This window comes from Arthrobacter sp. NA-172, assembly GCF_043952055.1.
In the GTDB taxonomy this organism is placed as follows: domain Bacteria; phylum Actinomycetota; class Actinomycetes; order Actinomycetales; family Micrococcaceae; genus Arthrobacter.
Map to the genome: position 1 here is coordinate 1540489 of NZ_JBINOT010000001.1, position 14714 is coordinate 1555202.

Here is a 14714-nt window from a genome sequence, read left to right on the forward strand (position 1 = left end):
CCCTGCGCTAGTGGAATTCCACGCGCGTCAGGCATTCAGCGCAGCGCGCAGAACAAACCGCAGCGCCAAACGAAAACCCCAGCGCCGCCTACTTCAGGAAGCCGGCGCTGAACGAGTTCAGGTCTACATTGACGCCGTTCAGGGTGTGCTCGAACTTCTGCTGGATCCCCACGCGCATGGTGCCTGCCGTGTTCCAGCCGCCGTACTGCACAGGTGCCGGCGCCAGGTAGTCTGCGGTCCAGGAGGCGTAGTTGAGGTTGCTCGTGTCGGTGTCCCACAGTGGTACGTCCGCGAACGCGGTGCTGTTGTTCATCAGCCCTGGCCACATGCCGCTGCCGCTGTAGATCACGGGCCGCACGCCCAGGGTCCGCACGCCATCCACCATGGCCCGGGTTACCAAGGATCCCCCGGGCTCGACGTCCAAGGCGAAGAACTGCAGTTGGGACATGTACGGGCCAGCTGCCTTGATGCCGCCTTCCCAGCACGAGGCATCGCGGGTGTAGACCGCGATCTTGAGTCCGGCGTCGAGCGCCATTTTCAGTTGCTCCTGCGTCCGCTGCCAAGGGGTGCAGGTGCCCCAGACCGTGGAGTGCATCACGTAGAGGCGGAAACCCTCGGCGTAGGCCTGGCGAAACCAGTTGGGGTCGGTGATGGCCGCGGTGGTGTCGAGCACCTTCACTGATCCGTTCGAAACAGCAGCGCCGTTCGGGACGGCTTGGGGCACGACGACGGCGGCCGCAGGTGCGGCGGCTGGCGCTGGAGCGGCCTGAGGTGCTGGAGCCACTGCCGAGGCGGGCGCGGCCGCGGGTGCAGCAACCGGCGCCGGCGTGGGCACGGGAGCTACCTCAGCGACGGGCGCGGCATTCGCGATCGGTGCGGGGCCGGCGTCGGGCGCTGGGGTGGCAGCGCGAGCGGACGGGCCGGAATGGGGGACGGACGCGCCGGACAGCCCGAGCAGAAGCAATGCAGCGAACACGAACGCAAAGTTTTTAGCGATCAAAATGAGGCTCCTGGGCGCTGGCCTCGGGTTCAGAAACGGGCGCAGCGAAATGTCATGGAAGTGAGTGAAGGCTGTGCACCATGCCCGGGCCCAGTTCCCGGTCATGGCGAGGACGCCCAGCAGTCAGAGGACGTCAGGAGCAATTTTAGGAAAATTTGGCGGGAACCAACAATTTGCTATCCACGTAGCACTCGGGTATACACCTGCCCGGGCCGGAGCAATCCAAGTAGTAAATAGAGTGTTCGCACCACCGCTCGAAGGCCCAGCTAAGTAGTCCCACCCAACGTGGGGTGCGCAAGCAAAACGGAGGCGCTACACGTACCCGTCCACGATCGCAGCCGCGATCTCCTTGTAGGCCCGGCGCGTTTCGGGGCGCAGGACATCCAGGGTCACCAGGTCACCGTCGGCCACTCCCCTGTCATGCGGCACGGCAATCAACTGGCGGCAGATCCCGGAAAGGTGTTCCTCGATGGCGTTCTTGTCCACGCGGGATGACACCTCGTCCTTGTCCGTGATCACCACAATCGCGTTGCGGGCCAGCTCCTCATAGCCGTGGCTCGCGAGCCACTGGAGGGTGCTGCGCGCACGCTTGGCGCCGCTCACGGCATAGCCGGCGGCGATGATCAGGTTGTCCGCCGACTGCAGGATGCCGCTCATCGCGTTGTGGGTGACGCCGGTACCGCAGTCGGTCAACGCAATGGAGTAGTAGCCCGAGATCAGCTGCCGGATCCGCAGGTACTCCTCCGCGGTCAGCGAATCCGAGACCTCCGGATCCTGTTCGCCGGCGATCAGGTGCAGCCGGCCAGCATGGTGCATGTAACGGGCAAGCGCCGTGAGCGAATCGACGTTGTCGACGTTCTTGAGCAGGTCCATGATGGTGCGCGGAGTGGCTTTTTGGTAGATGCCCTCGCCCAAGGCGCGCTCCACGAGGTCGCCGGAATCCGGGTTGGCATCGATGGCACACGGCGGATCGCCGCGGAATTCTGCGAGGGTCAGACCCACACCAACGGTGGTGGAGGTCTTGCCGATCCCGCCCTTGAGGCTCAGGACTGCAGTGTTGTAGCTGCCCTGGAGCTGGCGGGAAATGCGCCGCGCCAGCTCGTCTTCCTCGCGCTGCTTGGCGCTGGGTCCGAGGTTCCAGGCGCCGCCCGTCAAGTTGTACAGCATGCCGCGGAAGCCGCCGATCGGGCGGGGCTTCTGTTCCTTCACGAAGGAACCCGGCGAAGAGATGAAGTCGGAAATCGGAGCACTGGCGGCCGCCGAACGTCCCGCCCGGGATGCGGTTGAAACAGCAGCGCCCGATGCCGGTGCTGCGTCCGTCGAGCTCTCACGGCCCGTTTCCGGAACGCCCGGTTCAGCTACGCCCGATTGCGCTACGCCCGATTCAGCGGGGAGTTGCGGAACGCTCGGTTCCGACGGATCAACAGACGCTTCAACCGACGCATCGGCCGCCGCAGCCGCTTCAGCCCATGACCTGCTTTGGAGCCGGGGAGGCGCTGTTGCGGGCGCGTTGGAATCGTCGGGCGTAATGATCGGCATAGTTCCTGTCCAAGCGTCGTCACCCTCTGCACGACGGCGATCGCGGCGTCGCCGAAGTTCCGGCTGCCCTTCGTTTGATGCAACAGCGCTGGCTTCGTTGTTCGCAGAATCCGGCATGGTCTTGTCCCCTAGGACTCGCGGCGTTGTGCGCCGCGGCTCTCGTTTAGATTGCTTCAACCAACAATTCTAGGTGGGTGCGGCCCCAAACCTGACATATGGGCCGTGCCGCGCAGTTTTGTCAGCGGTTTCGGAGCCTCGTTTGGGCCCGTGCGTCAGGTTTGGCGGGGGCGGTGACGGCGGCTGCGGCTGCGGCTGCGGCTGCGGCTGCGGCTGCGGCTGCGGACCATTCTGCTGGATCATCCGGAGGGGCCCACGGCTGATGCCCGGAAACACGCGGGTCTTGCTCCGGTGCCTCGGCGATGATCCAGCAGAATGTGCACGGAACCCCGGCGATTGTTAGGTCGGGGTGGCCCGGCAGGTGGCACGCCCCGCAAAAAGGGCGCCCGCAACGTCCCCAACCGGCAGGGAGGCGTTACCTTGCGGCAGGCGTGAGCGACTCGATGCCCAGCTCCGCGATGGCCTCGACGGCAGCCGGATTGACCTTATCCGGCTGCGGCTGCGGCTGCGGCTGCGGCTGCGGCTGCGGCGAACGGGGCGCGGACCATTCTGCTGGATCATCCGGCGGAGCCCACGGCCGATGCCCCGGAAACACGCGGGTCTTGCTCCGGTGCCTCGGCGATGATCCAGCAGAAAGTGCAGCGAACCCCGGCGATTGTTAGGTCGGGGAGGCCCGGCAGGCGGCACCCCCCGCCAAAAGGGCGCCCGCAACAAAAGGGTGCCCGCAACGTCCCCAACCGGCAGCGAGACGTTACCTTGCGGCAGGCGTGAGCGACTCGATGCCGAGCTCCGCCATGGCCTCGACGGCAGCCGGATTGACCTTATCCGGGGGCTGCGGGGCTGGGGACCATTCTGCTGGATCATCCGGCGGAGCCCACGGCTGATGCCCCGGAAACACGCGGGTCTTGCTCCGGAGCCTCGGCGATGATCCAGCAGAATGTGCAGGAGGGCCGCCGCCGTCTGGGAACGTCCGGCGTTGTGCACGCGGACGAACAAGGCCGCCGCCGTCTGGGAACGTCCGGCGTTGTGCACGCGGACGAACAAGGCCGCCGCCGTCTGGGAACGTCCGGCGTTGTGCACGCGGACGAACAGGACGGAGGGCTTGTAGCTCATGAGAGAAGCGGGGGCGAAGCAGGAATGCAGCGGTTACCGGAGATCCGGAGCGTCACTGCCGTTGTTCATCCACAATCGACGCCGCTGCGGCCGTAATACGGTTGGCCATCCCCTTGAAAACCACACCATGGAAGGGAAGGACCGCCAGCCAATACAGCCGTCCTCCCAACCCCTTGGGGAAGAAGACTGCCCGCTGCCGGTATAGCGCTCCGCCACCTTCGGCTTCGTCGGCCCGCATTTCCAGCCACGCGCGGCCGGGGACTTTCATTTCGGCCCGAAGTCGCAGCAGCGAACCCCGGTCGATCTGCTCCACGCGCCAGAAGTCCAGGGCGTCCCCGGTATTCAGGCGGGTCGGATTCAACCGGCCACGGCGGAGCCCCACTCCTCCCGCAATCTTGTCCATCCAACCGCGCACGGGCCAGGGGAAACGAGTACCAGCCGTTATCGCCTCCGATGCCTTCTATCACCTGCCATAGCTGTTGCCGAGTGGCAGTGGTCGATTGCTCCTGATTGCTCCGTGGTAGCACCAGGTGCCCGGCCCACTGAGGGTCGCTGGGAAGCGGATCACTCGGTGCGCCGTGGACGGAGGAGTTCAGCCAACTCGTTTCCACTTCGCCGGTGGCTTCCCGCGCCAAGGCCAACCGGAGCGATTCCCGGTAGCTGAGGAGCCCCGCTTCGGGAGGATCGATGAAGCCGTGGATATCCTGCTCCCCCACGACGCAATTCTGCTGCAGTGACCCAATCAGCGGCACCGCCAGCGAACGGGGTATGGGGGTGACGAGGTTGACCCACTGGGAAGCCAGCCACGGCGTCAGGACCGGCAGTGAGATCACCGGCCGGCGCCGGAGTCCCGCTTCCGCGGCGTAACCGTTCATCATCTGGTCGTACCGGAGGACGTCCGGACCACCCAGATCAAAGGCGCGATTGAGCGAATCCGGAAGTCCAGCCGCCGCCACAAGGTAATACAGCACGTCGCGGACGGCGATCGGTTGGACCTTGTTCTTCACCCACCGCGGAGCCACCATGACGGGCAGGACTTCAGTCAGTTGCCGGATCATCTCGAAGGAGGCGGAACCCGAACCGATCACGACGCCGGCCTGAAGCACTACCGTAGGCACCGACGAGTTCAGGAGTATCTCGCCTACTTCCTTGCGGGAGCGCAGGTGCCGGCTAAGCTCCGCTCCTTCCGGGTGCAATCCGCCCAAGTAAATGATTCGGCCGGCGCCTATGTCCGCCGCGGCGCGCGCAACATTGCCGGCGCAGAGCCTCTCCGTCTGTTCAAAGGACCGGCGTTGGCCGGAAGGACCCATCGAATGCACCAGGTAGTAGATCACGTCCGCACCGGCAAAGGCCGAGCGCAGCGATTCCACATCCTCAAGGTCACCAGTCACCACGTCTACCCGTGATACCCAGGGAACGTCGCTGAGTTTATTGGCACGGCGTACCAGGACACGGACGTCGTAGCCAGCCTCGAGCAGCCGAGGCACCAGCCGTCCGCCGATATACCCGGTGGATCCCAGTACCACTGCCAGAGGCTTCATTTAGCCATCGTAACCAGCAATCCCATCGCTAGAAAGAAATGAGCTCCCGGCCCCGTTCAGGCCCCGTTCAGGCCCGGAAGAGACCTAGCGGGTTCCGGCCCGCTTCCGCCGGTCGTTGGTCCCGCGGAGGTCTCGGTTCAGGCGGCGATCGCCATGGTAGAGCAGGGACTCCCAGTCGGTCTGTTCTGGAGATTTGGGAATGATGGCCGGTGGCTGCGCTTTAGGCTTCTTCGGTGCGACGTACAGCCAGTTCAGCACGCCCAGGTATAGATCCACCCCGGAGTTGGCCAAGCCAATATAGGCCCGGATCGCTCCGGCGGCCATGACGGCATTGAAGGCAGCGAATGCAGCGTTGCCCCAGTTTCCGAGTTCCCAGTTACGCCAGACGGTCAACAAGGAGAAGGCGACAATCAGGTACGGAGCCAGGACGTAGAGGGCCGGGGCTGCGGTGCGGTCCTTGACTTTCGGGGTGCGGACGAACGGGATCTTGTCCCCCGTCAGCGCTTGCTCGAGGGATTTCAAGACGCCTGCCAGGTTGACCGGCAGCAGGACCAGGTTGAAGCCGTAGATCCTGAAGATGTCGCTGAACCGGTGGCCGCAATCCCGCAGATCGCTGCCCATGGCCAGGAAGTAGGGCAGCGCGGCGAAGAAGACCAACGGGCTCAGGAGACGGCTGTCATAGGGGTAGGCCAGCAGGAACATCAGCCCGAAGCTGGCCCAGGTGATGGAGGCCATGTAGTTGACGCGCAGGAGGATTTCGCGGAAGAGGATTGGCCGTTCCGGGCCACGACGGCGGCGGATCTGTTCCCAGAGTTTCGGCAGGATCAGCAGGCCACCGTTGGCCCAGCGGCGCCTTTGCACCACCAGCGAGCCGAAGTCCGGAGGGGTGGCACTGTAGCTGAGCCTCTCGGGGTAATTGGCGAGGGTCCAGCCGTGATTGCCGAGGTCCACGCTGGACTCCGTGTCCTCGATGACAGTGCGGTCCTGAATGTAGGTCCGGACTTCAAAACCGCCCATCGTGGAGACTTCCACGATGTCTTCCAGAGCGCGTTTGCGGATCACGGCGTTCGCGCCCACCCAGAACGTGGCGCCGTAGCGGGTCATGCCCTGGTGCTGGATGTGCTGGATGTCAGTGGTAGCCCCCGCGATGCGTTCGATCCGGGTCGGCGCGCCGCGGAACGAGGAGTACGGGGTCTGCGTGACGGCGATTCGCTCGTTGCCCGGGGATTCGAGGAGATGGACCAGGCGCAGGCAGTAGTCGCGCAGTAGCAGTGAGTCCGCATCCAGGGTCAAAACGTAAGTGGTGTCCGGGACCAGCAGCTCGTTAACGCCCTCGACGGCGGCGGGCATCGCCGCTGCCCCGGCCCCCTCGACGACGGCGGCCCCCGCCGAAGCGGCCGGCCCCACCGCGCCCGGCCCCGCCAGACCCCCGGCGGCGGGCCGCAAAACGGTTCCGTCCGCGGTGTGTTTCAGGCGCCACCGCCCACCCATGAGCGAGAGGTAGGCGTTCAGGTTCATGGCCTTGTTGGCCTCGTGCGAGAGGCTGGCGAACCGCTTGCGCTCGAACGTGGACACCCGGGCGTTGAAAGTCCAGGTAAGGCGCGCGTACAGCTCGGAGATGCGTTCCGCGCCGGGCGAGGTCAACTGTGCCTTTGCGGCTGTCAGGGCCAGCATCACGAGGCGCAGTTCCCGGGCCAGGCCCATGAGGACCAGATCGACGAAGAACTCATCCACGTGGTCCTCGACGCTCTCCGTTTCCGCCATCGCTTCAAGCCATCCGGCAGCGTATTCGTATTCGGCGATCAGCTGCTGCACCTCGGTCCCCGCGTCCAGGGTGTTCCCTTCAAGATGACGACGCCGGAAGGTTGCGTATGCGGCGTTGACCCTGGCTGCCGGTTCCCTGAGGGTCTCCGTGATCTGGCCTGCGAGCGCGCGGGTGGCCTCAAGGCGCCGGAGCACCTCGGGGTCCTCCGGAAAGGGTGGGTCATCGAGGAGCAGCACAACGTTCAGGTTCGGGAATTCCTGCAGGACCGCGGACCACATGGTGCCCCGGACAACGTTCGGCTCCTCCGCATATGAAGGAATGAGCACCGTGACACCCTCCGAGTAATCGGAGAAATGCCGGTCCAGTTCCCCGCGCGGAACCCGCCGGTGCTCACGGAATCGGGTCAGGGCGCCCTGGCGGGCGGTGAGATACATCAGGGCGGAGAACGTCAGAAATGTCACCACCACCAGATAGGAGAGGGTTTCGACGCCGAAGCGGAACCCTGCGCCGGGATTGTCCACCAGTTGCTTGATGACCGTGGTGACTACGTAGCCAACCCAAGCGATCAAGGTGACCAGAATGCCGATGCGGCCAAGGATGATTTTCCGCCGTGACGGTGCCGGATGGACGATTGAAAGTGGTTCGGAGCGTTTTTCCGCGCCCCACTGACGTTTTCGCCCTTTTGTAGCCTGCGATTCCGCTGTTTCCTGTGTATCAGGGCGCAGCAATAACTGTTCCGACATGAATCCCCATTCGCTGTCCGGGCACCCCCAGCGGGCACGCGGCACTGTGCGGGCGTAATGTGACGGCCCGCACTCCAGTGCGCCCCTATGATAGGCGAAGAACGCGGAGTTCCGACAGGACCAGGGAAATGCTACGCAAGCTGCGCCACTTGGTGAGAACCTCCCGAACATCCGCGAAGTCCTAATCAGAAGCTATGGGGGTATCTCTGTGTCGAACCGCTTTCCTGGCCGGCGGCTTTCCGTGCTGCGCCTGGTCGTCCTATGCGTCATTGTGGCCGGAGCGGTCACGGCAGGCTATCTCGGCCTCCGCAACGTCCAGGATGTCAGCGCCGCCGCGTCCATGCCGTCCATATTTTCCGGTTATGTGGACGTGACGGCCACTCCGCGTTTCGCGTTCGAAGACCCGGCCGTACCCAGCGCGAAAGCCGTGGTGCTGTCCTTCGTCGTCGCCGACCCGAAGCAGGATTGTGCCCCGTTCGCTGGGGTGCGGCATACAGCCCTGCCCTGGCGGGAACCGAGCTCGATCTGGACCGCCGGATCGCCCGCCTCCGCCAACTGGGCGGAACCACCGCCGTTTCGTTCGGCGGCCTGAGCAATACCGAACTCGCGGTTTCCTGCAAGGACACGCAGTCACTGACCAGCGCCTACCGGCAAATCGTGGATCGGTACGATCTCACCACCATCGATCTCGACATCGAGAGCAGCGCCTTGGGCGATACGGCCGCTGCCGACCGCCGGGCGCAGGCCATCTCCGCACTCCAGAAGGAGCGCAAAAACAGCGGCAAGCCGCTCGCCGTCTGGTTGACACTTGCGGCAGACCCCAATGGCCTCACGGATCAAGGCAAGGAGATCGTGTCCCACACACTGGCCGGCGGGGTGGAGCTGGAGGGCGTGAATATCATGGCGATGGATTTCGGCGCCAGCAAGCCCGCTGGGCAGAGCATGTCCCAGGCCGCGGAATCCGCCGCCGGAGCAGCACATGACCAGCTCGCCACTCTCTACCGAGGCGCAGGAACGGACATCGGCAGCGAAACCCTTTGGCGCAAGCTTGGGCTGACAGTCATGATCGGCCAGAACGATACGGCCGGCGAGATCTTCACCCTCAGCGACGCCACAACCATGAACAGCTTCGTCAAAACCAAGGGCCTCGGCAGGATGTCGATGTGGTCCATGAACAGGGACAGGACCTGCAGCCCCAACTATCCGGACGTCAGCAAGGTCTCGGACAGCTGTAGCGGGATCAACCAAGGGTCCACGTTGTTCTCCACCACGCTGGCCACCGACGTCGGGCTCCCCGTGCAGGCCACTGTTCCATCGCCCACGCCCAGTGCTACCCGGGCCGTGACTGACGATCCGTCAACCAGCCCCTACCCTGTGTGGAGTCCCTACGCCGCCTACACCGCCGCGGACAGGATTGTTTGGCACGGCAGCGTCTACGAAGCCAAATGGTGGACCCGTGCGGACACTCCTGACAATCCGGTATTGCAGGGCGGAGCCACCCCGTGGAAACTCGTGGGTCCGGTGCTGCCTGGGGACAGGCCCACTCCGAAAGTAACAGTGCCCCCGGGCACGTTCCCGGGTTGGGCTCCGGAGACGGTCTACGTCAAGGGCGATCGGGTTCTGTTTGAAGGAACTGCGTTCGAGGCCAAATGGTGGACCCGGGGAGACAGCCCCGAAGCCGCAATCCAAGGCGCAGCGGACTCCCCTTGGGCAAAGTTGAGCCTCGCCCAACTCCAGACGCCATCCCCCGCGCCGTCAGCGCCCTGATGCCAAGGGCGATGATCCCGAAAACTTAGTGGTGGGCTTGGGTTTCCTGGAGCCGCTTGATGAACCAGCGTGACTGGTCCGGGCCGTAGGGAAGCACAGGGATCGCTTTGGTGGCGTCCGACGGCGTGTCCCGGATCGACTGCCTAGCTTGCCGTACCGCTGTGGACATGGTGTTCGCCATGGTCTTCACGAATTGATCGCTGCAAGGCTTGCCGTGGCCGGGGATCAGGAATTCATAGCGGTGGCGCAGGGCGGAGATATGCCGCAGGGCGTCTGCCCAGTCCTCCGGGTAAGAGTCTTCGAACGAGGGATGTGCGCCCTGTTCCACGAGGTCCCCGGCAAAAAGAGTGCTGGGGGTGCCCACCAAAAGATCGCCGTCGGTGTGGCCGCGGCCCAGGTAGAACAGGGTGGCGGTCACGCCGCCCAGGTGCCGACCAGGACGGGTTGGTCCTTGACGATCGCGTTGGGGATGACGATCCCGACGGCGTCGCCGTCGCCCGCCGCCATTTCCGGCTCCGTGGCGGCGACGAAGCGGCGCTGGTGGTCGCCGTCGTCGTCGATTGTTGCCGCACAGTTGACGTGGCCCCAAAACTCCGTGACGCCGTCGTCCGCGAAAACCGCGTTGCCGAAGTAGTGGTCATAGTGAGCGTGGGTGTTCACGACCACCAGCGGCAACTGGGTCTTTTCGCGGACGGCGGCGAGGATCTGCCTGCCCTGGCGGGGGCCGCAACCGGTATCGATCACCATGGCTCGTTCCGTGCCCACCACGAGGCCCGTGTTGAGAAGGCACCCCTCGGTCTCCATCACGTAGTTGTCCGGGCCGACTTCGAGCCATGCTGACATTGTTTCTCCGTCTTCAGATGCGTTCCCGCGGTGTTCTGGCCTCGATTCTACCCACCTGCTGCTGCGAGGATCGTGAACCCGCCGGGCGTCCACACAGGAGAAACGGCGTGCCAAGCAATTTCCCGCCAATACAGACAGACCAGTTTGTCTGGCGGTAAAATTCCCTTAGTTTGCGGCGTTTGGCTTCCGGACATGGACGGATTGGCTGCAAATAGGTTCCGGGCTCAGCCGGGGCCGATGACAAAGGAATAGCTCATGTCGACGCAGAAACCTTCTGTTCTTGCATTGACCGACGCCCAAGGACGGGCGGCCCCTGAAACCTCAGGGCTGCCAGCAACCTCAGGCCTGCCAGTCGGCGGCGACCTGTCGGTGCTGCGTCGCCAAGTGCAGGAAATCATCGATGAAGTCCTGGCGGACACTTCTCCTGCAAGTGCTGAAGTGCGGGAACAACTGAGCCGGCACGTTGACGCCCATCCAGATCAACCGGAAAAAGCCTTGCTGGAACACCTGACTTCCCTCAGGCCGGAAGAGTCCGTCGACGGTGTCGCCGATATGCCTGTCCCGGAGACGCCTGTCCCGGAGACGCCGGAGCCCGTTAGCCACCCACGGCTCGAGGCGGTACTCAGGGACCGGATGCTGATGACCGCCTTCCAGCCCATTTACGATCTCGTCACGGGAACCGTCATCGGTGCCGAGGCCTTGACCCGTTTCGTCAGCGACGGCGGAGACCCAGCGGACTACTGGTTCGCGGAAGCTGAGGACATTGGGCTCCGGACGGATCTTGAATTCGCGGCGCTTGAGTCGGCACTCACGGCTGCACTGGATCTACCGCCCCAGCTCTTCGTGGCGTTGAAGCTTTCCCATGCCGCTTGCCTGGACCCGCGCCTGCCGGCACTTTTCGATCAGTCCCCGGTGGAGCCCGTTCGCATCGTCCTGGAGATCTCCGGGCACTTTGCCGCGGACCAGAACGTTTGCCTGGACGCGGTGCTGGCGTCGCTCCGTGCGGAAGGCATGCGCTTGTCCATCGAGAACACGGGTTCCTACTTCGCGTCCGTTGGCCATATCCTCCGGCTCAGGCCGGAGATGATCAAGCTTGACCGGAGCCTGACCGCCGGGATTGACCAGGACACCCTCCGGCAGGAACTCGTCGCGGCTGAAGTCGAGTTCGCCAGGCAGATCGGCGCGGCTTTGACAGCTCAGCGCATCGAAACCGCAGACGAACTCGCCGCCGTAAAGGCACTCGGAATTACCGTCGGGGAGGGCTATCACTTGGGCCGCCCTTCGGTTCAGCCCCGCGATTGGGCCGCTTGGGGCAAAGCCGCCGGCTCTCTGACACACCCCGGCAGCCGTGGCCGTGCCATCCGGTCCGGAAAGCGCTGAACCCTCGGAAAGCGGCCCCTCAGGAAAGTGGTGCGGACGCCGGGTGCGCGGGGATGCGGTGGTGATCTATCAACCAGGCGCCCATCTGCTGGGCCCGCGTCGACGCCAGGGAGTCTCCTTCGGTGGCCGAGATGATGCAGCCTTTCATCAGGATGTGCCAGGAGCGCGCGAACTCCTCGGTATGGTCCAGTCCGGCTTCTTCTGCCAAAAGCCTGGATATGTCCCCTGATCCTGGCGAGGTAGCCGATGCTGGCTTTCCCCAGTGGATGTTCACGTCCCATCTCCAACAGGACGTTAATGAACGTGCACGCTTCGAAGTCGTCCCGTCTGAACCATTCGCCGAACACATCAAAAATCGCAAGGAGCTGGTCTTCGGCGGTGTTTCCGCGGCGTCTGGCTTCGGAGACGATCAAGTCCACGGTCCAGATCTGGTCACGGAGCGCGAGGAAAGCAAGAACCACATCGTCTTTTGACGTGAAATGACGGTAGAACGTGGCCTTCGCAACCCCCGAGCGCTCAATCAGCTCATTGACCCCGACGGCACGGATGCCGCGCCGGGAGAACAGATAGTAGGCAGCGCCCAGTATGCGGTCCACCGCACCATCACGGGTGGCCGTTTTCCCTGCCGGCAACTGGTCAGGGCTGGCGGCATCTGCGGCGTCTGGCGAGCTCATGGTGATTACCATTTTAGCTACCCAACCCGAAAGACAGACCTGTCTGTTCAAACTCTTTTTCGGGCGTTCACCTCGGGTTTCACATCTTCCGTCCACGGATGGGACCCCCGTGCCCGCTCCCCTCTTGCTTCTCTCCCGGCCTTCTGCTTCGCTGGCACTACCGGGCCGCCACCGCGCTAATTCCGGTGTGGACCGTGCCCGGCTGAAGGGACGTGAGACCGCTATGACTTCTCTGTGGCTAGACACGCGCGGACCGGACGGGGGCGCCGCCGGCGCCATCAGTCCCGATGAATTCACTCCGGGAAGCAGCTACGACACCGTAGTAGTCGGCGCCGGAATCACGGGCTTGGCTACAGCGCTCATGCTGGCGCGGACCGGGAGCAGCGTGCTGGTCCTGGAAGCCCGGCATGTGGGCGCGGTCAACACCGGGAACACCACGGCCAAGTTGAGCCTGTTGCAGGGCACCACACTGTCCCGGCTCCGCAACCAGTACTCCGTCAATGTGGTCCGTGCCTACGTTGACGCGAACAGAGCGGGCCAGATGTGGCTTCTCAACTACCTGGAGGGGCGCGGCGTGCCTTTCCAGTACCGGGATGCGTACACTTTCGCGACGACGCCAGCCGGCGCGGAACGGCTCCGTGCGGAGGCCGGCGTCGCCCGGGCTGCCGGGCTCAACGTCAAGTCCACCCGGGAAACGGGGCTGCCGTTCGACGTCGACGACGCCTTGCGGCTTCCGGATCAGGCCCAGTTCAACCCGATGGACGTTTTGGATGCGCTGGCCGCGGATGTTCGGGCTGCCGGCGGCACCATCGTGGAGGGCGTCCGGGTGATGAACGTCCGCAACGGCGATCCGTTGACCGTGGTCACCAGGCGCGGCGAGATCAGCGCCCGCAACGTGGTTCTCGGCACCGGGACACCCATCCTGAACCGCGGCCTCTACTTCGCCAAGCTGCGGCCCAATCGCTCTTATGCCGCCGCGCTGCGGCTACCCGACGGCATGAGCCCCCCGCCGGGAATGTACCTCTCCGCCGAGGCGCCCACCCGCTCGCTGAGAGACTATCCAGTGCCCGACGGCGGCGCCTTGCTCTTGGTAGGCGGGTTCGGGCATGCGGGTGGCCGGGCGCCGTCGCCGCAGGTCCACCTAGATGAGATGCTCGCTTGGGCCCAACAGCACTATCCCGGGGCTGAAGCCACGCACACCTGGTCTGCCCAGGACTACCCAGGCCACCAATCTCATGCCGTTCTTCGGCAGATTGCCGCGGGGTCATGGCAAGATCCTGTTCGGAACCGGCTACAACAAGTGGGGCATGACCAACGGGGTTGCGGCCGCGCTGGACGTGGTTTCGGACATCACCGGGAGCGCACAGTATCCGTGGGCAAAGACCATCCACCACCGGCTCACGTCTGCCCGTGGCGCCGCGTCTGCGGTATCGCTCAACGTCGAGACACAACGGCAGAATTTCCAGGACAAGGCGGCCTTGAAGGAGAAGCCGGCCATCACGGAGGAAACCAGTCCCGCCGAGGGAACGGGCGTCACAGGGCTTTTCCACGGGAAGCCGGCAGCTATTTGCACGGTGGACGGTGAGGTGTGCAGGGTGTCGGCTGAATGCGCCCACCTCGGCGGGATCCTCCATTGGAACGACGCGGAGAAGTCTTGGGACTGCCCGCTGCACGGCTCGCGCTTTACTGCGGCCGGCAAACTGCTGGAAGGCCCGGCAACGCACAATTTGATGAAGCTGCAATAGAAGGTTGGACGCCCAGCGCACGCTTCATCGCGTCCTAGGGGCGTCGACTGCTCGTCGTTGAAGAGAAAGGGCGTGCCCCTGCTGGGGTGCTTACTACTACCCGAACCTCTAATCCGCATCCCATAAAAGGGGCATTTGAATCGTTGACTGTGCTGGCCTGCCTGGATGAACGCCCGCTGAGAAACTATCCCGTGCCCGACGGCGGGGAGTTGCTTCCGGTGAGCGGCTTGTGGCACGCCGGTGGCAGCGCACCGTCGACGTAGGTACATGTGAATGAACTGCTCAGCTGCCCCCGACAGTACTATCAGGGTGCAGAGGGCCGCCGAGGACTACTAGGCGCCAATCTCATTCCATCGAACGATTAGCCGCCAGGGCCTATCGGCTCATTGCTTCCCGACTCTCCACGCGACCTTCGGTCAGCATCGTCACAATCACTGCAACGACCAACGAATTGATGTGGGCAGTCAGGCCGGCCATCGCCCTCCCC

At 64.3% G+C, this 14714-nt stretch carries 5 protein-coding genes and 5 pseudogenes; 5 read left to right on the plus strand and 5 right to left on the minus strand.

Features of this window, described 5'->3' with window-relative positions; all coding sequences use genetic code 11:
- Positions 1-88: 88 nt before the first annotated feature.
- A complete protein-coding gene (locus tag ACF0H6_RS07670; protein ID WP_395249082.1) occupies positions 89-1000 on the minus strand; it encodes a hypothetical protein in 912 nt (303 codons plus the stop codon).
- 1359 nt (positions 1001-2359) lie between these two features.
- Here ACF0H6_RS07670 and ACF0H6_RS07675 point away from each other — a divergent pair.
- Positions 2360-2473 (plus strand): annotated as a pseudogene (locus tag ACF0H6_RS07675) (hypothetical protein); the annotation flags it as partial.
- A 1348-nt stretch (positions 2474-3821) separates the two neighbouring features.
- On the opposite strand, the pseudogene ACF0H6_RS07680 reads toward ACF0H6_RS07675, so the two are convergent.
- Together ACF0H6_RS07680 and ACF0H6_RS07685 are read right to left on the minus strand one after the other, a co-directional pair.
- Positions 3822-5310: pseudogene (locus ACF0H6_RS07680) on the minus strand (SDR family oxidoreductase).
- Positions 5311-5394: 84 nt separating this feature from the next.
- Positions 5395-7818 carry a glycosyltransferase family 2 protein gene (locus tag ACF0H6_RS07685; protein ID WP_395249083.1) on the minus strand — a complete coding sequence of 808 codons (2424 nt, stop codon included), beginning with the start codon at positions 7816-7818 and terminating at the stop codon, positions 5395-5397.
- A gap of 208 nt (positions 7819-8026) precedes the next feature.
- Here ACF0H6_RS07685 and ACF0H6_RS07690 point away from each other — a divergent pair, with 208 nt between their 5' ends.
- Both ACF0H6_RS07690 and ACF0H6_RS07695 read left to right on the plus strand, forming a co-directional pair.
- Positions 8027-8410, plus strand: a complete 384-nt coding sequence (locus tag ACF0H6_RS07690; protein WP_395249084.1) for a hypothetical protein — start codon at positions 8027-8029, stop codon at positions 8408-8410.
- 578 nt (positions 8411-8988) lie between these two features.
- The gene (locus tag ACF0H6_RS07695) at positions 8989-9585 is read left to right on the plus strand and encodes a carbohydrate-binding protein (protein WP_395249905.1); all 597 of its coding nucleotides are present in this window, start codon (positions 8989-8991) and stop codon (positions 9583-9585) included.
- A gap of 25 nt (positions 9586-9610) precedes the next feature.
- Here the strand turns inward: ACF0H6_RS07695 and ACF0H6_RS07700 are convergent.
- Positions 9611-10428: pseudogene (locus ACF0H6_RS07700) on the minus strand (MBL fold metallo-hydrolase).
- Between the two features lie 255 nt (positions 10429-10683).
- On the opposite strand from ACF0H6_RS07700, the gene ACF0H6_RS07705 reads away from it, so the two are divergent.
- On the plus strand, positions 10684-11808 hold the full coding sequence (locus ACF0H6_RS07705; RefSeq protein ID WP_395249085.1) for an EAL domain-containing protein: 1125 nt from the start codon (positions 10684-10686) through the stop codon (positions 11806-11808).
- A gap of 19 nt (positions 11809-11827) precedes the next feature.
- Here the strand turns inward: ACF0H6_RS07705 and ACF0H6_RS07710 are convergent.
- Positions 11828-12482 (minus strand): annotated as a pseudogene (locus ACF0H6_RS07710) (TetR/AcrR family transcriptional regulator).
- Between the two features lie 223 nt (positions 12483-12705).
- On the opposite strand from ACF0H6_RS07710, the pseudogene ACF0H6_RS07715 reads away from it, so the two are divergent.
- A pseudogene (locus ACF0H6_RS07715) lies at positions 12706-14227 on the plus strand (FAD-dependent oxidoreductase).
- Positions 14228-14714 lie beyond the last annotated feature (487 nt).